This is a genomic window from Roseibium sp. M-1 (genome assembly GCF_054515675.1).
The window spans coordinates 3,534,969-3,552,537 of sequence record NZ_CM137257.1; the positions used below are offsets into that span (position 1 = coordinate 3,534,969).

Genomic DNA, 17,569 nt, shown 5'->3' on the forward strand with positions numbered 1-17,569 from the left:
GTGCCGCGAACCCTATCAGCTTTTCGAATTTTGCCGGAACCTACAAATTTTTTGACCTTGCTGTCCATAGCTTTAAAAGGGCATCTGATACGACAAACGGACGCGGGCCGCGATTTTTCGCATCCAAGCTGCCTGTCCGTCCCCAGGGAGACCCGATTGACCGCTGCACTTGTGATTATTCCCGCCCGGCTCGCGGCCACCCGCCTGCCGCGCAAACCTCTGGCAGACATCTGCGGGAAGCCCATGATCGTGCGGGTTCTGGAACAGGCCCGCAACGCCGATATCGGCCCTGTTGCCGTTGCCTGCGATGACAAGGACATCTTCGAAGCGGTCAAGGATCATGGCGGGGAAGCCGTCATGACGCGCACCGACCATGCCTCCGGATCGGACCGCATCTTCGAGGCGGCCGGCCTCATCGATCCGCAGGGCAGCTATGACGTCATCCTCAACGTGCAGGGTGATGTGCCCCTTATTGCGCCGGAAGCGATTCGGGCAGCCTTTACCCCCCTCGGCATCGCCGAGGTCGCCATCGGCACGATCATGACCGAATTCACCAAACCGGACTTCCGGGACGATCCGAATTTCGTCAAGGCGGTGACAACCCCGAACGGCCACGGCCAGTTCCGGGCGCTCTACTTTACCAGGGCCGTCGCCCCCCACGGCGACGGCCCGCATTACCACCACATCGGCATCTATGCCTATCGCCGCAAAGCCCTTGCGGATTTCGTCAAGATGCCGCCCTCGCCGCTGGAACAGCGGGAAAAACTGGAACAGCTGCGCGCGCTTGAAGCCGGCATGCGGATCGATGCTTCCGTGATCGAAAGCGCGCCCATGGACGTGAACACGCCCGAGGACCTTGAACGGGCCCGGGCGGCCTACCAGAAAACCTGACCGAAGACGCCGCAAGGCGGAAAGACCCATGACCGACAGAAAGAGAATTGTTTTCCAGGGCGAAACCGGCGCCAATTCGCATATGGCTTGCAGGAGCGTCTATCCGGACTACGAAGCCATTCCGTGTGCGACCTTCGAGGACTGCTTCTCCGCCATGGCGGACGGCACGGCGGATCTGGCCATGATCCCGATCGAGAATTCGGTGGCCGGCCGCGTCGCCGATATCCATCACCTGCTGCCCAAGTCGAACCTGCACATCATCGGCGAATATTTCATGCCGATCCGGTTCCAGCTGATGGCAACAAAAGGCGCGACCATCGACGGCCTGAAGAAGGTGCAGAGCCATGTGCATGCGCTCGGCCAGTGCCGAAAAGTCATCCGTGAACTCGGCCTGACGGCCGTTGTCGGCGGCGACACCGCCGGCTCCGCCCGGCAGATTGCCGAACTTGGCGATCCGAGTGTTGCCGCGCTCGCGCCGGAAATGGCGGCCGAGATCTACGGGCTAGACATCCTGCGGCGCGATGTCGAGGACGAGGCGCACAACACCACGCGCTTTGTCATTCTCTCCCGGGAAAAGATGGAGGCGGCCCATAACGGCCAGCCGGTCATCACCACCTTCATCTTCCGGGTCCGCAACGTTGCCGCCGCGCTCTACAAGGCGCTCGGCGGATTTGCCACCAACGGTGTCAACATGACGAAGCTGGAATCCTACCAGCTCGAAGGCCAGTTCTTCGCTTCCATGTTCTATGCGGATATCGAAGGCCATCCGGAAGACCCCAAAGTGGCGCTTGCGCTAGAGGAACTGGCCTTTTTCTGCGCCGAACTGAACATGCTCGGCGTCTATAGGGCCAGCCCGTTCCGCGACAAGATCAAGGAACCGGAGGCGAACCGCGCCCTCAGGCCGAACCCGCACTCCTGAAAAAACCAGGCTGGCAAAACCAGAGGAACTCATGACTGAAACAAGATTTGATGCGCTCTGCATCGGCAACGCCATTTGCGACGTCTTCGCCCATGTGGAAGAGGACTTCCTGCTGCAGGAAAACCTCGTCAAGGGCTCCATGCGCCTGATCGACACAGATGAAGCCGTGCGCCTTTTTGACAAGATGGGCCAGACGGTGCGTGTGTCCGGCGGCAGTGCCGGCAACACGGCGGCCGGCATTGCCTCGCTCGGCGGTCGTCCGGCCTATTTCGGCAAGGTGGCCGAGGACGAACTGGGCGACAGCTACTACCACGACATGAACGGCACCGGCGTCTATTTCAACACGCCGCGCCTGCGCGAATGGAAACCCACCGCCCGCTCGATGATCCTGATCACGCCGGACGGCGAGCGCACCATGAACACCTATCTCGGCGCCTGCACCGAATTCACTCCGGACGACGTCGATGAGGACGTCGTGGCAGCTTCGGCCGTGACCTACATGGAAGGCTATCTCTGGGATCCGGAAGAAGCCAAGAAGGCGTTTTTGAAGGCCGCTGAAATCGCCCACGCCCATGGCCGCAAGGTTGCGATCACCCTGTCGGATTCCTTCTGTGTCGACCGCTACCGCAGCGAGTTCCAGGGACTGCTGACCGACGGTGTGGTGGATCTGATGTTCGCCAACGAACATGAGCTGAAGGCCCTTTACGAGACCTCGGACCTTGACAGCGCGATCGATGCGGCCCGTGCATCCGGTGCCCTGACGGCGCTGACCCTCGGCAAGGAAGGCGCCATGGCGATCCACGGCGACGAAACAGTCAAGGTGGCTGCCCGGAACGTCGACAATGTCGTCGACCTGACCGGTGCCGGCGACCTCTTTGCCTCCGGCTTCCTGTTCGGCCTCGCCCGCGACTACAAGCTTGGTGAAGCCGCCGAACTTGGCTGCCTGTGTGCGGCCAGCGTCATCAGCCATGTCGGCGCCCGGCCGGAACGGCCGCTGAAGAACATCGCCAGCCAGAACGGCTTCGTGCTCTGAATACCAAGGGCGGCCAACTGGCCGCCCTTTTCAGTTGCGCCTGAAGCTGCCGGGCTGTTTCGCTTCTCGTCATGGACGTCAATCCGTTCCTGGATCCTATGCGCGGTTGGTTCCAGCCGGGGATTTGTCTGGACGGGTCCAAAACCAATCCGATCAGCGACCTCCTGAAGGGGTGGTATATAAAAACTGCGAGGTGAATGAGAGGCGCGCGCTGCAGGAACGCGTGCACCGGACGCTCAACAAGAGGGCATGTGTCTTGATCGATATGATTTACGCACCGATTTCGCCAGCTGAACTCATCGACAAAATCACAATCCTCGAAATCAAGGCGTCTCGCATTTCCGCCGAAGACAAATTGGCATATGTGCGTCTTGAATTGGCATCGCTTACCACGGTGTCTGAACAGTGCCTGCCCAACTCAGAACGAATAACAGCCTGGAAGGCAGGGCTGAAAACTCTCAATGAGTGTCTTTGGGAGACCGAAAAAGACATTCGCAAATGCGAGAGTGTTGAGGACTTCGGCGAACGCTTCGTGGAGCTTGCAAGGCGCATCTATCAAACAAACGACAAACGCGCTGCGTTAAAACGGGAAATCAATGCACACCTTGGGTCACCTATTGTCGAGGTGAAATCCTATGGCGATTGGAGCGCAGAACGGGGTCCTACTCACGAGTGAAGCGCCGGGAAACTTCATCTGGGGCATGGACCCTTCCTCCAGGCAGCCTTGGTAGAAGTCTGCCTTGCCAAGTCATTCTGAGATCGTGGTCACTCACCGGAAAAGGTCTGCTTCGATCTGTTGTTCAGTCTCTCAAAACGAATACGAAATTTGAAAACTGGTAGAAATTCGACAAGGGATCTTTGGGCTCCCGTCTCGCCCATCCCTCGGGCAGCAACTGAAATACATCATAATCCGGCAATTTTTCTGCAAAGTCGTTCAGAGTTTTGCTCCGGAACATCTGATGCCAGTTGAATTCCATCTGGATGAACCTTGGCCTGATTTTGGAAAATACGTTTGTGGCTCCCTCGAACACCTCAGTCTCAAAGCCTTTTGTGTCAATTTTTATCAAGTCAATTTCCGTGATCGCGTTCGCGCGACAATAAGAATCGAGGGTGACGACTTTAGCTCTCGCTTTTTCCTCATTGGTTACGTAACTCACTTTTTTCACCTCCTCCGAGAAGGAGGCAAGAACAGAAGCCGACGGATCGTAGTGAATTGTGAGTTCGCCATTAATATTTCCGACGCCCATGTTTTCACAGCTGATCCTGTCCCGGTAACCAAGCGTGTTTTGCACCAACTCCTTGTAGGATGTCATCAGTGGCTCGAACGCGACGACGGCTGCGGAAGTGCAAGTCAGCAGTTCAAGGCTGTAAAGGCCCGCATTTGCTCCGATATCGATGCACAGTCTCGGTGCTGAAACGGCCAGGATTTCTCGGATGAAAAAAGTCTCACCACTCACGACATTATTGTAACCGCGAGCGGACAGGGCGGCATTCAGCAGGAAGTCGTTCAAGTCGGCCAGATCCGGCCTGTGCAGGTTTTCAACATACCAATCCAGAAATGCATCCGTTATTTCGGACGCGGAGGTTTCTTCTTTCATTCTTTTTGTCACTTTCACGTCGCGTGCATTGAAGGCCGGAGTTCGACAATACCAAAAACTCTTTGAACTATGGTCAAGCTCTGATCTAACCTAGGGTAAGTGCGCTCGATTTGAGCCATCCAGGTACAAGCATGCGCTAGAAAGCAGGTCCTGACTGATCAATGACTGAAACGGAGTTGCGCAGCCAATATTCGCTGGAAGCGTTGACTTGCCTCCGCGAAAACCTTCTCGATCAGCTGGATCGCGTTTTCGGGCCGAGCCGCGGCGGATTGCGGCATGATCTTTGGGTCGTCGAAAAGGCTCTGGGCATGCACAAGGAGTATTTCAGTCAGTCCGGCCAGGACAAGTTCTTGAACGACGAGGTTCTGAAGGGCCGAAAAGGTGGCGTGTTTCTGGAGCTTGGCGGGTATGACGGCATCACCGGCTCCAACACTCTCTTCTTTGAAAAAAATCTGGGCTGGACCGGGCTCTTGATAGAGCCGTCCCCGGCGAAATTTGCGCAGGCGGCGTCTGTTCGCAAGTGCACCTGTCTCAACGCTGCCGTAGGCACGTCTGCACCGAGCGCGGAATTTCTGGAGATCCGGTCTGGCTATACTCAAAGCAGTGGTCTCCTGCGCAGCATGGATCCCGACATTCTTAAGACAATCCGGCAGCATCCTGACCATGAAGAATTCATCGCCAGAATTCCTGTAAGATCAATTCGGGAGATACTCGAAGAGGTCGGCATCGACCGCATCAATTATGTTTCGCTTGATGTTGAAGGCGCTGAGATCGCGGTCTTGGAAACGTTCCCGTTCGAGAGCGTTCCGGTCGAAATATGGAGTATAGAAAACCTCGCAGACACTTCTGAAATTCCCTCTTTCATGGCCAGGAGGGGTTATGAAGTCATCGATTTCATCGGCATGGACGAAATATATAGAGCTGCTTGAACCGAACGCGGCTGCGAGGACCACATGACCCGAGACCGCAGTTTTTTGACCGCAGATGAATTGTACGAAATGGCGTTGCGAAGTTTTGGCCGGGAGCAATGCAGCACGGCAATTGCTTATGCTGACGCCTGTCTGGAGCTTTGCCCGGACCATGTGGATGCCTGGCTGTTGCAGGCCGAAGTGCATCTTCTGGAGGAACGGGAAACGGCTGCATTGGCCTGTCTGGCCCGCGCCTCCGCAATAAAACCGGCAAGCACCGTGGCATTGAACCGTCTTGCTGCGATCTATCTGCGGTCGGGGCGCCCGGATGACGCTCTGCATGTAGCAAGACGTCTCAAAGGCATGCAACCGGACAACCCGGAGATCGATTATGTCCTTGCTGTTGCGATGTCCAGGGCTGGCAAGCACGACGAAGCATTGACAGCATTTCAAGAGCTGTTGCGTCTCGATCAGGAAGATGCCGGATCTGCAATCGAGGCCTCATGGCTGGCGCTTGGGAAGAAGAACTATCATTCGGGCTGGCCTCTCTGGGAGCGCCGTTTCGGGCCGGGGGCCTGCCCGACCGCAGTCCAGAACCTGCCCTTCTGGGACGGATCTCCGATTTACGGAAAGAACATTCTGGTTTTGCCCGAAGGAGGGTACGGCGACACCATCTGGGCCGTGCGCTTCCTGCCGGCTCTGAAAAAGACCGGCGCAATCATCCACTTTTTGAAACAGCCGGCATTGTCAGGTCTCATGCAGACCATCGAAGGCGTAGATGTATGGATCGACGATGCCGACGGACCGCATGGATGCGAGCTTCAAGTCTCTCTGTTGTCGCTTCCGCATCTGCTCCGGATCAACGACCCTTCCCTTTACCCGCCTGCGCGCCTTCATTGCGACCATGCGTGGGCGGAACGGCGCGATGGATTGCTGGCAAGAGCAAGAGCTCCTCTTCGCATTGGCGTGCTCTGGTCGGGGAATGTGGACTATGGCGGCAACGCGGACAGGGCGGCTCGCCTGGCCGACTTTTTACCGCTTGCTGAACTCCCTTTCCTCCAGCTTTACAGTTTGCAGAAGGGGCCGCCGCAACGGGAACTCATCGAAGGTGATCTTGGGAATCTCGTGATTGACTGCGACGATTTCGATTTTTCGGAAACCGCATTGCTTGTCAAATCACTGGATTTCGTTGTCATGACCGACAGTGCCGTCGCCCATATTGCCGGGTCAATCGGTACGCCTGCCTGGGTAATGCTCGACACCTTTCCGCATTGGTATCATTGCTTTGAAGGGATGCAGTCGGATTGGTACCCCGGCATGAGGTATTTCCGACAAGAGCGTCCCCGTGTCTGGAGCGACGTGATCGAGGACATGGGTGAAAACCTGAAAGGAGTTGCTAGAAGTAGAAATCTTTTATAACTTTATGTCAGTTTCCACATACAATTCTTCGTAATATTTGGTACTTGAGGAAAAAGCTTTGGCTGACCGAAAAAGACCAGGTGTCGATCAAGATCTCCTAAAATTGGGTGCAGGCCGAAGGCCGTCCGCTGACAACTCTATGGGTAGTCGGCCGGGGCAAATGCATTCCGAAACGCTCATCGCTGGTCCGGCAGGTTACGTGCCCTTTAAGGGCAGGTCTGCAATGGCCACGGTCTACGGGGGGCGTGCGGGTTTCCGACGGCCGGTGATGAACACCGTCTACGGAGGGCATACCGGTTTCCGACGGCCAGCGATGGACACGATCTACGCGGGGCATCCCGGCTCGCGGCGATCGGTAATGGAGACCGTCTATGGAGGGGGGGTAGGGTCAAGGCTGCCTAACGCAAATACCGTGTTTGCACCAGGCTATGCCGGCTCGCAAATCCAAACTCGGGAGATCGTAAACCCGTCAACGCGACAGCCCGTGACTGTTTCCTACAATACAGTTACCGGCTTATATCTAGACAAGAGCCTGAATCGCTGGCTCCCAGCTCCGCCTTGGGTCAGTGCGCAGTTCCGGCGGTAACAAGGGCGATCCGCCCGTGCTGAGCTTCAACGTCAACATCGATGTCAGTGGCGGTGACGCCGAAGAAAGTGGGCCGGTAACAATTGGCTGGCTGTTGGCGGCGGACGAATCTCAACTGATCTACAGGCCGCCGCAAAGACTGAAATATCTTTCTTCTTCGCCTCAACGAACGCACGCCAAGGCTGTCTCTGCCTGTCCTGCGGTTCTTGGACTTGAGGCTCGTTTGTTCGAGGTGCAATGTCCATGCGATCTGACACTCGAAATTACCGAAACGGACTTTGGTGAGCCTGCGGTTGTAAACAGCGACGGGCCGATGTCCGCGGTTCGAGACGATGTACTGGCGGATCTGCTCGTCCTTCATCCGCGCGAGGAATGGCGCTTTCCCGAGCGGCCGATACTCCAGATGCGTTTGCCATACATATTCATTGCGGATGAACCTGTTTATCTGTCGCAGCTTCCGCCCTTTCAGCATTTGAGGAAAACGCCTCTTCCCGGCCTGATGGTGCCGGGACGATTTCCAATTAACATCTGGCCGCGAACGCTGACATGGGCCTTCGAATGGCATGATATTAGTGCTCCCCTTTCTCTCCGTCGTGGGGAGCCACTGTTTTATGTGCTTTTTGAAGTGTTTCCGCAGTCTCGTGCAATCCAAATGGTGGAGGTTGAGCGCACGCCGGAATTGGAAGCCTATTTACAGCAAATCAATGGGGTCGTCGGCTACGTCAATCAGACGTTTTCTCTGTTCAAGTCGGCGGAAAAGCTCAGGCCGGAACGACTGGTTCAACCAAAAAAATCACCATAGAACTACGGCTGGGAGACAGGCTTTGTTGCGGAGGGACCGCACGTCAACCGACTGGCTCTGGAGTTCCTGTCGTACCTTCCAAAGAGGAACTTGAAATGGCGAACGAGGCTGACGGAGGAACGCCGCTCATCATCATGATTGCAATGCCGACCCGCGGGCAGGTCGAGCTTCCGACCGTCAGGTCCCTCATAGCGCTGACGCAGGAATTTCAGCACCACGGGCTACCTTTCTCGTTTGAAACCTACGGCGCGGCGAACCTGATCATCAATCGCAACCACCTGATGAGCAAATTCCTCGCCGCAAAAGAATTCAGCCACATGCTGATGCTCGATTCCGATATGGAGTTTGACCCGGAGGCGGTCTGGCGCCTGATCGCATTCGGCGGAGATTTCGTCAGCGCGTCCTATCCACAAAAGTACTACAACTGGGACGTGCTCAGAAAACTCATCGAGGTGGACGCCGTCTTGCCGGAGGAGGAAAGAAGCCCGATAGAGAAATTGGTCTCGCGCAGCATGACCTATAATCATCAGCTTCGGGACTATGACAACACGGACTGGGAACCCGAACAGCAGGATGGCTTCATCTCCATCCCCGCGGGCGGCCAGGGCCTGACACTTTTAAGTCGAAAGGTTCCCGAAACAATGGTGGAACGAGGGATCGTCACGGAATATCCCGACATGTCATTGATCCCGGCCCATAGCGGTATGGATTACTATGACTTTTTCGGCCACCTCCCGACGCCAAGTGGTCGGTTGTTCATGCATGAGGACCAGAGTTTCAGCATGCGCTGGGTTCGGGGATGCAATGGCACGATCTGGCTGGATTGCCGGACAGGAATTCGTCACGCGGGATTTCACACCTTCGAAGGCAGGTATTCCGACAAGCTTGAGGATGATTTCCCATCACTGAAAACTTGATGGTCTGGTCTGCTGGTTCCAATCGAAGAAACCGCGAACACAATCTTTTTCTTCTCAATTTTGTTCAGGGATTTTGCCGATTTCTCCGGGTGCCGCACTCGACGAGATAACGGTGATAGAATTCCGCGTTCAGTTCTGTCGCCTGCCGTTGCAGCGAGGTTAACCCGATATTCTGGCCCGGCACGCCCAGCCAGTCGAGAAGCAGCTGTGTCGCCGCCCGGGGGTTCTCGGCGAAGCGCTCGTAAGCGGCATGGAACGGCGTGATGCCGTTCTCTCTGAAGTAGGCCAGCCAGCTTTCGCAGTCCTGCGAAATCCAGTTCACGAGCCTGTCAATTTTTTCAAAGTCGTAGCTGGGCTCGGCCCTGCGTTCCTGAGATGAGACCCATTGCTGTGTTTCTATGGCGATGTGAAGCGACACGGCTTGATAATAGAGGTCACCCCGGTAATTGTAGATGTAGAGGCAGTTGCCGAAGAGTTCCTCAAGCCTGGTCACGCCGAGGTCTCGCAACAGGTCAAACTGATACAGGTGTAGCATCAGGGAGACCGGGAGTCCCGAGTTGGCGTCGGTGTCGCGGATCGCCTGCACATAGCGTTTCAGGTCCTCCACTGTAGCGGGGAGCGCGTGAAAGTCCGGCATGATATGCCGGATCGTCTTGTCGAAAGTCCCCTGACCGAACCACTCATAGGTCTGCCGGGTCACGTTTGATGCACTCAGCGTGGTCGCCAGCGCTGTACTGCCCGTTCTCTGGGTGGAAGCGAATACGATCGTATCGCACGGAAGGCGTTCGGGTGATGTCATCACGGAACCTCGCCCTGCAAAAGGATTTTGGAAATTGCGAGCTTGGGCTGCCTCGATTTGACGGTCAACAGGCGTTCAGACAACTCGTCCTGAAACAGTAGACCGGAAGACGAGGGAGATGGGACGATTTAGTTTTTTGCGCTCAGCGCCCAAAAGGTTGGCTAAGTCTTGCAAATATGAAGATAGGAGATCATGCCGTGGCAGGTCAGGCAGGACTTCAAAAATTGAAGGATGGAAAGACGAATTCAGATCGAAGAAATCTAGCCTGAGCGGAAATTTGGACAATGAAAAACCGTATCAAAGCGACTTCGGCGCGCCAGAAGCCGCCAGTCCGCCAGCGGCCGGAACGGCCGCTGAAGAACATCGCCAGCCAGAACGGCTTCGTGCTCTAAGAGCAAAGGGCGGCCAACTGGCCGCCCTTTTCAATTGCGCCTGAAGCTGCCGGGCTGTTTCGCAGCCTCGATACGGCTGTTCAACCTTGTGACAAATGCGCCTGAAATACGCCGGTTACAAAAATCCAGTCGTGCATTCGGCCAAACCCAGAAGTTCCGTTCAATTCCCGATGCTGAACAGCAGCCTTAGCTTGGCCATGAGTTTCGCGTCACCGCCCGGCCGTGATCTCGCGCCATTTCGACGAACGCGCGAAACGCTGCCGACGGGTTTTTACGGCCCGGGTAGTAGAGGCAAAGCGGCGTTGTTGGCGGGGTCCAGTCCTGCAAGACACGTGTGAGCTTGCCCGAGACGATATCGTCGCGCACGTCGGCTTCCATGAAGAAGCCGATCCCGATACCGTCGAGAACGGCGATACGGGCAAGGGTCGCCTCATCAAGAGTGACCGGCCCCTCGACATCAATCTGCAGGGTCTCTCCCTCTTTCTCGAAGTGCCAGCGATAGGAGGCCCCGTTGGGCAACCGGATTCGAATACACTGATGAGCGAGAAGATCGGGAGGCACGCGAGGACTTCCGTGGTCCGCGAAATAGGAAGGAGAGCCGACGACGGCGAAACTCCGAGGCGCTCCCAGTCGCACCGCGATCATGTCACTCGGCACCAGGTCGGCTGTCCGCAACCCCAGGTCAAACCCTTCGGCGACGATGTCGACGATACGGCCTTCGGTGACGAGGTCGATGTGCACTTGCGGGTAACGCCGCAGGAATGCCAGCACGAGCGGCGCCAATATTTCGCGGGCACCGGTGGCGAAGGCGTTGATGCGCAATGTCCCGCTGGGTGTGTCCTGCTGCGACCGCACAACTGCCATCGCTTCGTGTATGTCGCGAAGGGCAGGCGCTACCTGCTCGACGAAGGTTCGGCCGGCATCCGTCAATGAAACGCTGCGCGTGGTTCGATTGAACAGGCGAACGCCGAGTTGCCGCTCGACTTTGCCGATCAGGTTGCTGAGCGCCGTTGTCGACAGGCCGAGTTCGAGCGCTGCTGCCCGGAAAGACCCTTGAGCAGCGATGGCAAGCACCGCTTCGAGTTCGATGAGGACTTGTCGTGCCATTATCCCGTTTTTCGAAATGTTACATCCCTGCTTGTCCTAATTATCGCAATTAATGTCCAGCCTTATATCCACGTCATCAACGCCGGGACAGCCAGTTGATCCGGCGGGTAGGTCACCAGAGACGGAGGTGTGACATGGACATGCAGTTGCCTGGACCAATCGCGGCCTATTTCGAAGCCGACAGGAGCAGGGACGCGGATGCTGTCGCCGAGTGTTTCAATGAGGACGCGGCGGTGAAAGACGAACGGCAGGTGCACGCCGGACGAGAGGCGATCCGTCTCTGGAAGGCGGATGCGTCGGGCAAGTTCTCCTATACGGTCGAGCCCTTCGCGATCGGCAAAGAAGAGGGCCGCACGGTGGTAACGAGCCATGTCGTCGGCGACTTCCCAGGCAGCCCGGTCGACTTGCGGTATTTCTTTGTCTTGAGAGACAACAGGATCTCTGAGCTGGAGATCGTCCCATGAGCCCGTTTGTCAGTCTTGCAGGTAAGCGGGCGCTCGTCACCTCCGGTACGCGTGGTGCCGGAGCTGCGACGGTCAGGCAATTCCGCGAACTCGGCGCCGAGGTGATGACCAGCGCGCGCTTCAGGCCGGAGACGCTCGAGGAAGGCGTTCACTTCGTGGCCGCAGACCTGACATCGGCCGAAGGCTGTGATGCCCTGGGAGCCGCCGTCCGGGAACGCCTTGGAGAGGTGGACATCATCGTGCATATGCTTGGCGGGTCCTCTGCTCCCGGCGGCGGCTTCATGGCACTGACCGATGCCGAGTGGCATAACGAACTCTATCTCAATCTCTTTTCCGCTGTCCGGCTGGATCGCCATCTTGTCCCTGACATGGTGGATCGTGGCAGCGGCGTCGTCATCCATGTGTCGTCGATCCAAAGGGAGCTGCCACTGCCTGAATCGACGACCGCCTATGCAGCCGCAAAGGCGGCGCTGTCGACCTACAGCAAGGCCTTGTCGAAAGAGGTCTCGCCGAAGGGTGTGCGCGTCTTGCGGGTAGCGCCTGGCTGGATTGAGACCGAAGCTTCAGTGCGTCTTGCCGAACGTCTCGCGAAACAGGCCGGCACGGACTACGAGGGCGGCAAGAAGATCATCATGGATTCGCTTGGCGGCATTCCGATCGGCCGGCCGACAAAACCGGAGGAAGTCGCGAACCTCATTGGCTTTTTGGCCTCCGACCGTGCAGCAACGATAACCGGTACCGAATATGTCATTGACGGCGGAACCGTGCCGACGGCCTAGGTGCGTCGCTGCACCGGGTCAGGCAGGCGTGCTCCACCCGCCGATCTGGGAATAGATCGTATCGCGCAGATAGCGGACGTCCTTGTTCAGTTTTGCCAGGTCTTCCGGACTTTGCATCGATGCCGACAACAGTGCCTGGCCGAGGCAGCCGGCCTGGGACTGAAGTCCACGTCCGTTGTCGGTCAAGGCGACGACGACCTGTCTTTCGTTGTTTGGATTTCGCGTCCGGCCCAACAGGCCTGCCACTTCGAGGCGTTTCAGAAGCGGGGTGAGCGTGCTCGATTCCAGTGCCAGCCTCTCGGCGATTGAACCAACGGTCTGCTTGTCTTCGCGCCAAAGAACATTGAGCACGAGGTACTGCGGATATGTCAGCCCGAGTTCATCGAGAAGAGGCTTGTAGACACGCTGGATTGCGATCCCGGCCGAATAGATCGCATAGCAGAGTTGATCGTCCAACGGTGGCGGATTGGTCTTTTGGTCTTTCGTCATTCGCGGCTCCTTTCTGGTCCTATAACAAGCGCGGACGCGAAAAACAATATCGTGATAAATATTATCTTGACCACTCAATACTCCCAGCATATGAAATTTATCGCGATAAATTTTATCGCTCAACACCCGGAGAAAGATCATGAAAATCAAAACGAGAATCGTCCTCATGGCGGCTGCCGCCGCCGCAGTCTTCGGAATAAAGCAGGGGCATGCTTCGGACCCGATCCCGATGGAGCAGCCGGTCAAAAACGTCGTGCTTGTGCATGGCGCCTTTGCCGACGGATCCGGGTGGCGCGGCGTCTATGACGAACTGACGACGCGCGGGTATCGCGTCACGATCGTCCAGAACCCGCTGACCTCCCTGGAGGATGACGTTGCAGCGACCAGGCGTGCCCTTGAGCGGCAGGACGGCCCGACCATTCTGGTCGGACATTCCTGGGGTGGCACGGTCATTACCGAAGCGGGCGTCGACCAGAAGGTTGCCGGGCTCGTCTATGTTTCCGCACTCTCGCCGGATGCCGGAGAAACGACCGCACAGCAATACGAAGGCTTCGCGCCGGCATCCGAATTCGTTCTCGACACTGCTGAGGACGGTTTCGCATTTGTGAACCGGGACAAATTCAAGGCCGGCTTCGCCCATGACGTCGACGGCCCGGACCTTGCCTTCCTGCGTGACTCACAAGTCCCCATCAATTTGTCAGCGTTCGGCACGAAGCTGGAAAATGCTGCCTGGCGGTCCAGACCGAGCTGGGCAGTGATCGCAACCGAGGACAAGGCTTTCGACCAGGCCATGCTGATCCACATGGCGGAACGCATCGGTGCAAAGATTACCAAGGTTTCTGCCAGCCACGCCCTCTTCCTGACCCAACCGAAAGTCGTCGCCGACACGATTGACGAGGCCGCCCGGACGGTTTCGGCCGTAGTCAATCAATAAACAGTCGATAGAGGTCCTTCACATGGAAAAGACCATGCAACTCGAACAACCGCACACTGATTTCGATTTCATCGTGTGCGGCGCCGGATCCAGCGGCTCGGTCGTCGCAGCCCGATTGGCTGAAGACGGCAATGCCCGGGTTTTGCTGCTTGAGGCCGGCGGAGATGACCTGTCCGAGAGTGTCTCGGACCCGGCGCGTTGGCCGCTTAACCTTGGCAGTGAGCGTGACTGGGGTTTCGTTGGCCAGCCTGCACCGGGTCTCGCCGGCCGGCGGCTTCCGTTGAGCATGGGCAAGGGACTTGGTGGTGGTTCCAGCATCAACGTCATGGTGTGGGCGCGAGGTCACAGAGAAGACTGGAACCATTTCGCGGCAGAATCCGGTGACGAGGCCTGGGGTTACCAGTCGGTGCTCGGCTACTACCGTCGGATCGAAGACTGGCACGGAACGCCGGATCCGCTGCGCCGGGGGACGGGGGGGCCGGTCTACGTGGCCCAGCCGGACAGTCCAAAGCCGGTTGCCCAGGCGCTTCTTGCCGCCGCCGGAATGATGGGTGTTCCCGTGTATGACACCCCCAACGGAGAGATGATGGAAAGTGACGGTGGAGCATCCATTGCTGAATTGCGGATCCGCGAAGGCAGACGAGAGTCGGTATTCCGTTCCTACGCTCATCGGATGATGTCCCAGCCAAACCTGACTGTCCTGACCAATGCGTTGGTTACGCGGCTCCTGTTCGAGGGCAAAAGGGTGACCGGAGTCGAAGCGGTGCTTGACGGAAAACCTCGTCAATTCCGCGCGCGCTGCGAGACGGTGCTGTCAATTGGCGCTGTGCATACACCCAAGGTTCTTCTGCAATCGGGCATTGGTCCCGAGGAAGAATTGCGGCTTCACGGTATCCCCGTCGTCCAGCATCTTCCCGGCGTTGGACGCAATCATCAGGACCACATCGCGTTCGGATGTACCTGGGCATATCGTAAACAGGAGGAAGTCGGTGGCGGCGGTTGCGAGGCGACGCTCTACTGGAAGAGCAACTCGAGCCTAAGCCAACCGGATATCCTTCAGTGCCAGCTTGAATTCGCGGTGCCTTCCCCCGCAGAGGCGGAGCTGGAGACGCCCGAGCACGGCTGGACGATGTTTGCGGGGCTCGCGCAACCGAAAAGCCGAGGCCGCCTTCGTCTTTCAGGACCCGATGCCCGCGATCCGATCCTGATCGAACCGAACTCTTTGAGCGAACCGGAAGATCTGGCGGCGGCTTTGGCGGCGGTGGAACTCTGCCGCGAGGCAGGAAACAGCGAAGCCTTTGTTCCGCTTGTGAAGAGTGAGACGGCGCCTCTGTCAGGGAACCAGTCCGGAATGATTGATTTCATCCGGCGGTCCGCGGTCACCTACTGGCACCAGTCCTGCACCGCCAAGATGGGACGAGACAGGATGTCGGTGGTCGATAGCCAACTTAAAGTCTATGGCATCGAAGGCCTTCGGCTTGCCGACGCTTCCATCATGCCGCGCATCACGACAGGCAACACGATGGCTCCCTGTGTGGTCATCGGAGAACGGGCCGCGGACATGATCCGTCATCAGCACGGCTTGTTCAACGCACAAACCGTCGAAAACTGACAGATCGCGGGCGGTTCGATCACTGCATTCGAACCTGTCGATAGTGATCAAGTCCTGTCCCACCCCGCTCCCTGACCAAAGTCAGGGAGCGGGGTGGTCGCCTTTCAAAAATACAGCTGTATCGAAGTTCCTCAGACTATAGGCTGGTGCTACCTGCTAGGCAGCTGCCACATACAATCCTTCAATCAGATCGTTGACTTGCTTCTTGGCAGACGCGATTGCCTGTTCCTGGACTTCGGCACCGAAGGCAAGTTTCTCCGCCCGGACAAAGGTCACATCCGTGATGCCGATAAACCCAAGCAAGGTGCGCAAGTGCGGCTCCTGAGCGTCCATCACCTGTGCGGGACCTTCGCTGTAAAGGCCGCCACGCGCCAGCACGACGATGGCGCGCTTGCCCTTCAGAAGCCCTTCTGGACCGGCTTCGCTGTAGGCGAATGTTATTCCGGCGCGGAGCACATAGTCGAACCAGGCTTTCAACGTGGACGGAATGGCGAAGTTATACATTGGCGCTCCAATGACGAGCAGATCGGCCGCCTTCAATTCGGCAATGAGTTCGTCGGAGAGCGCTTGCGCCTTCGCCTGTACGTCATTTTCCGCTTCCGCAGTACGCAAGGCGATCGTGGAATCCTCTGTCAGATGCGGTACAGGATTGTTTCCCACATCGCGGGTGATGACCTTGGCATTGCCGTCCTTGAGGCGCAGCTGGTTGACGATGTGAGTGGTGAGTTGATTGGACACGGAAGCGGCACCCAGGGCGCTGCTTGTCACTACGAGAACTTTAGACATTGAATGTACGTCCTGATTTCATGAGAGAATTTCAGACGTAAACTGGTTGTCGGGATTGATTTCCGGAACCGTCATTTTCCGCACCAGATTGTTGCTCTGAGAGGAACGCATGATTGAGCTGGATGACATGAAATGTTTTGTTGAAGTCGTAGAGTGCGGCAGTCTGAGTGCGGCTGCGACACGATTGAACATTTCGAAATCCGTCGTCAGCCGGAAGATTGCCCGCATCGAGGATCTGCTCGGCACACGCCTTCTTGATCGAACCACACGTGGCATTGCCCCTAACGAGGCGGGCCTGGAATTCAAATCGAGAAGCGAAAAAATTCTGTCCGAATATGAAGATACGCTGCAGGCCATCTCCGAACATTCGAACGAAATCGTTGGAGAGTTGCGGCTGTCGGTACCGCTGGCATTCGGGACAAGGCATCTGGCACCGGTCCTCGCGTCATTGGCGTGCCGTTTTCCTCGCCTCAAGGTCGATGCCTCGTTTTCCGATAAGGTCGTGGACCTGATCGGTGAACGGTTCGACGCCGCGATCCGAATCGGCAACCTGCGCGACTCCAGCTATGTCGCACGCAAGATCGCACCGATAAACTCGCTTGTCGTTGCCAGCCCGGCCTATCTGCAACGATACGGGACACCGCAATCGCCTGAAGACCTGGCGGTGCACGAATGCCTCATTTACACAGCTTCACTTTCACCGGACTGGGTCTTCCAATCCGGCAAGAAGAAGATTTCGGTGCGCCCCTCGGGGCGCCTACGCACGGACAACGGGGAAACGACCGTCGCCTGGGCAGTCGCCGGGCTGGGAATAGCCCACGCGCCCCTGTTTCTCGTTGAGGACGCGATAGAGCGCGGTGAGCTCGTACCATTTCTGCTCGACTACCCCACACCGGAGTTTGGTCTCTATGTGCTTCGTCCTCCCGGGGCGAACACCTCCAGGAAAGTCAGAGTCCTGATCGATACGCTTGTCGAGAAGGTTTCCGGGAAACTCAGCTGGACGAATTGGAACCGTTGACAAAAGGTGCAGCCGTTGCCCTGAAAGGCTGCCCGGTAAAACGACTTGCCCTCAAAACAAAAACCGGAGCGGTTTCCGCCCCGGTTTGAGAATTGCTTCATTTGATAGGAGCGCAG

18 protein-coding genes are annotated in these 17,569 nt (G+C 57.3%); 13 read left to right on the forward strand and 5 right to left on the reverse strand.

What is annotated here, in order from left to right:
• Positions 1–156 precede the first annotated feature (156 nt).
• From ACX3M4_RS15930 to ACX3M4_RS15945, 4 genes are all read left to right on the forward strand, one after another.
• Entirely contained in the window at positions 157–891 is a 735-nt protein-coding gene (locus tag ACX3M4_RS15930) for a 3-deoxy-manno-octulosonate cytidylyltransferase (protein WP_459353986.1), read from the forward strand.
• A 28-nt stretch (positions 892–919) separates the two neighbouring features.
• Positions 920–1,810 (forward strand): prephenate dehydratase, encoded by an 891-nt coding sequence (locus ACX3M4_RS15935; protein WP_459353987.1) that lies wholly within the window; start codon positions 920–922, stop codon positions 1,808–1,810.
• A gap of 31 nt (positions 1,811–1,841) precedes the next feature.
• The gene (locus tag ACX3M4_RS15940; RefSeq protein WP_459353988.1) at positions 1,842–2,843 is read left to right on the forward strand and encodes an adenosine kinase; all 1,002 of its coding nucleotides are present in this window, start codon (positions 1,842–1,844) and stop codon (positions 2,841–2,843) included.
• A 265-nt stretch (positions 2,844–3,108) separates the two neighbouring features.
• A complete protein-coding gene (locus ACX3M4_RS15945; protein ID WP_459359440.1) occupies positions 3,109–3,519 on the forward strand; it encodes a DUF6165 family protein in 411 nt (136 codons plus the stop codon).
• A gap of 124 nt (positions 3,520–3,643) precedes the next feature.
• On the opposite strand, the gene ACX3M4_RS15950 is transcribed toward ACX3M4_RS15945, so the two are convergent.
• Positions 3,644–4,441, reverse strand: a complete 798-nt coding sequence (locus ACX3M4_RS15950; RefSeq protein ID WP_459353989.1) for an FkbM family methyltransferase — start codon at positions 4,439–4,441, stop codon at positions 3,644–3,646.
• A gap of 161 nt (positions 4,442–4,602) precedes the next feature.
• Between ACX3M4_RS15950 and ACX3M4_RS15955 the strand changes: the two genes are divergently transcribed.
• The 4 genes from ACX3M4_RS15955 (at position 4,603) to ACX3M4_RS15970 (ending at position 9,073) form a co-directional block, all read left to right on the forward strand.
• Positions 4,603–5,370 carry an FkbM family methyltransferase gene (locus tag ACX3M4_RS15955; RefSeq protein ID WP_459353990.1) on the forward strand — a complete coding sequence of 256 codons (768 nt, stop codon included), beginning with the start codon at positions 4,603–4,605 and terminating at the stop codon, positions 5,368–5,370.
• A gap of 24 nt (positions 5,371–5,394) precedes the next feature.
• Positions 5,395–6,768, forward strand: a complete 1,374-nt coding sequence (locus tag ACX3M4_RS15960) for a tetratricopeptide repeat protein (protein ID WP_459353991.1) — start codon at positions 5,395–5,397, stop codon at positions 6,766–6,768.
• Positions 6,769–7,370: 602 nt separating this feature from the next.
• On the forward strand, positions 7,371–8,156 hold the full coding sequence (locus ACX3M4_RS15965) for a hypothetical protein (protein WP_459353992.1): 786 nt from the start codon (positions 7,371–7,373) through the stop codon (positions 8,154–8,156).
• 95 nt (positions 8,157–8,251) lie between these two features.
• Entirely contained in the window at positions 8,252–9,073 is an 822-nt protein-coding gene (locus ACX3M4_RS15970; protein ID WP_459353993.1) for a hypothetical protein, read from the forward strand.
• 64 nt (positions 9,074–9,137) lie between these two features.
• On the opposite strand, the gene ACX3M4_RS15975 is transcribed toward ACX3M4_RS15970, so the two are convergent.
• Positions 9,138–9,872, reverse strand: a complete 735-nt coding sequence (locus tag ACX3M4_RS15975; RefSeq protein WP_459353994.1) for a Stf0 family sulfotransferase — start codon at positions 9,870–9,872, stop codon at positions 9,138–9,140.
• 578 nt (positions 9,873–10,450) lie between these two features.
• Positions 10,451–11,371, reverse strand: coding sequence for a LysR family transcriptional regulator (locus ACX3M4_RS15980; RefSeq protein WP_459353995.1), 921 nt, complete (start codon positions 11,369–11,371; stop codon positions 10,451–10,453).
• Positions 11,372–11,505: 134 nt separating this feature from the next.
• Between ACX3M4_RS15980 and ACX3M4_RS15985 the strand changes: the two genes are divergently transcribed.
• Both ACX3M4_RS15985 and ACX3M4_RS15990 read left to right on the forward strand, forming a co-directional pair.
• Positions 11,506–11,835, forward strand: a complete 330-nt coding sequence (locus ACX3M4_RS15985; RefSeq protein WP_459353996.1) for a nuclear transport factor 2 family protein — start codon at positions 11,506–11,508, stop codon at positions 11,833–11,835.
• Positions 11,832–12,614, forward strand: coding sequence for an SDR family oxidoreductase (locus ACX3M4_RS15990; RefSeq protein WP_459353997.1), 783 nt, complete (start codon positions 11,832–11,834; stop codon positions 12,612–12,614). Before ACX3M4_RS15985 ends, ACX3M4_RS15990 begins: the two co-directional genes overlap by 4 nt.
• Before the next feature lie 18 nt (positions 12,615–12,632).
• Here the strand turns inward: ACX3M4_RS15990 and ACX3M4_RS15995 are convergent, their stop codons facing one another.
• The gene (locus ACX3M4_RS15995; RefSeq protein WP_459353998.1) at positions 12,633–13,103 is read right to left on the reverse strand and encodes a MarR family winged helix-turn-helix transcriptional regulator; all 471 of its coding nucleotides are present in this window, start codon (positions 13,101–13,103) and stop codon (positions 12,633–12,635) included.
• Between the two features lie 139 nt (positions 13,104–13,242).
• Here ACX3M4_RS15995 and ACX3M4_RS16000 point away from each other — a divergent pair, with 139 nt between their 5' ends.
• Both ACX3M4_RS16000 and ACX3M4_RS16005 read left to right on the forward strand, forming a co-directional pair.
• The gene (locus tag ACX3M4_RS16000; RefSeq protein ID WP_459353999.1) at positions 13,243–14,037 is read left to right on the forward strand and encodes an alpha/beta fold hydrolase; all 795 of its coding nucleotides are present in this window, start codon (positions 13,243–13,245) and stop codon (positions 14,035–14,037) included.
• Positions 14,038–14,059: 22 nt separating this feature from the next.
• Positions 14,060–15,649: a GMC family oxidoreductase gene (locus tag ACX3M4_RS16005; RefSeq protein ID WP_459354000.1), complete on the forward strand. Its 1,590-nt coding sequence runs from the start codon at positions 14,060–14,062 to the stop codon at positions 15,647–15,649.
• Between the two features lie 156 nt (positions 15,650–15,805).
• Here ACX3M4_RS16005 and ACX3M4_RS16010 read toward each other — a convergent pair whose 3' ends face one another.
• Positions 15,806–16,435, reverse strand: a complete 630-nt coding sequence (locus tag ACX3M4_RS16010) for an FMN-dependent NADH-azoreductase (RefSeq protein ID WP_459354001.1) — start codon at positions 16,433–16,435, stop codon at positions 15,806–15,808.
• A gap of 109 nt (positions 16,436–16,544) precedes the next feature.
• Between ACX3M4_RS16010 and ACX3M4_RS16015 the strand changes: the two genes are divergently transcribed.
• On the forward strand, positions 16,545–17,453 hold the full coding sequence (locus ACX3M4_RS16015) for a LysR family transcriptional regulator (protein WP_459354002.1): 909 nt from the start codon (positions 16,545–16,547) through the stop codon (positions 17,451–17,453).
• Positions 17,454–17,569: the final 116 nt, after the last annotated feature.

Excerpts from the sequence above, each read along its gene's own strand:
- ACX3M4_RS15935 (WP_459353987.1), top strand. The coding sequence starts at position 920 with ATGACCGACAGAAAGAGAATTGTTTTCCAGGGCGAAACCGGCGCCAAT.
- ACX3M4_RS15940 (WP_459353988.1), top strand. The coding sequence starts at position 1,842 with ATGACTGAAACAAGATTTGATGCGCTCTGCATCGGCAACGCCATTTGC.
- ACX3M4_RS15945 (WP_459359440.1), top strand. The coding sequence starts at position 3,109 with ATGATTTACGCACCGATTTCGCCAGCTGAACTCATCGACAAAATCACA.
- ACX3M4_RS15950 (WP_459353989.1), bottom strand. The coding sequence starts at position 4,441 with ATGAAAGAAGAAACCTCCGCGTCCGAAATAACGGATGCATTTCTGGAT.
- ACX3M4_RS15955 (WP_459353990.1), top strand. The coding sequence starts at position 4,603 with ATGACTGAAACGGAGTTGCGCAGCCAATATTCGCTGGAAGCGTTGACT.
- ACX3M4_RS15960 (WP_459353991.1), top strand. The coding sequence starts at position 5,395 with ATGACCCGAGACCGCAGTTTTTTGACCGCAGATGAATTGTACGAAATG.
- ACX3M4_RS15970 (WP_459353993.1), top strand. The coding sequence starts at position 8,252 with ATGGCGAACGAGGCTGACGGAGGAACGCCGCTCATCATCATGATTGCA.
- ACX3M4_RS15975 (WP_459353994.1), bottom strand. The coding sequence starts at position 9,872 with ATGACATCACCCGAACGCCTTCCGTGCGATACGATCGTATTCGCTTCC.
- ACX3M4_RS15980 (WP_459353995.1), bottom strand. The coding sequence starts at position 11,371 with ATGGCACGACAAGTCCTCATCGAACTCGAAGCGGTGCTTGCCATCGCT.
- ACX3M4_RS15985 (WP_459353996.1), top strand. The coding sequence starts at position 11,506 with ATGGACATGCAGTTGCCTGGACCAATCGCGGCCTATTTCGAAGCCGAC.
- ACX3M4_RS15990 (WP_459353997.1), top strand. The coding sequence starts at position 11,832 with ATGAGCCCGTTTGTCAGTCTTGCAGGTAAGCGGGCGCTCGTCACCTCC.
- ACX3M4_RS15995 (WP_459353998.1), bottom strand. The coding sequence starts at position 13,103 with ATGACGAAAGACCAAAAGACCAATCCGCCACCGTTGGACGATCAACTC.
- ACX3M4_RS16000 (WP_459353999.1), top strand. The coding sequence starts at position 13,243 with ATGAAAATCAAAACGAGAATCGTCCTCATGGCGGCTGCCGCCGCCGCA.
- ACX3M4_RS16005 (WP_459354000.1), top strand. The coding sequence starts at position 14,060 with ATGGAAAAGACCATGCAACTCGAACAACCGCACACTGATTTCGATTTC.
- ACX3M4_RS16010 (WP_459354001.1), bottom strand. The coding sequence starts at position 16,435 with ATGTCTAAAGTTCTCGTAGTGACAAGCAGCGCCCTGGGTGCCGCTTCC.
- ACX3M4_RS16015 (WP_459354002.1), top strand. The coding sequence starts at position 16,545 with ATGATTGAGCTGGATGACATGAAATGTTTTGTTGAAGTCGTAGAGTGC.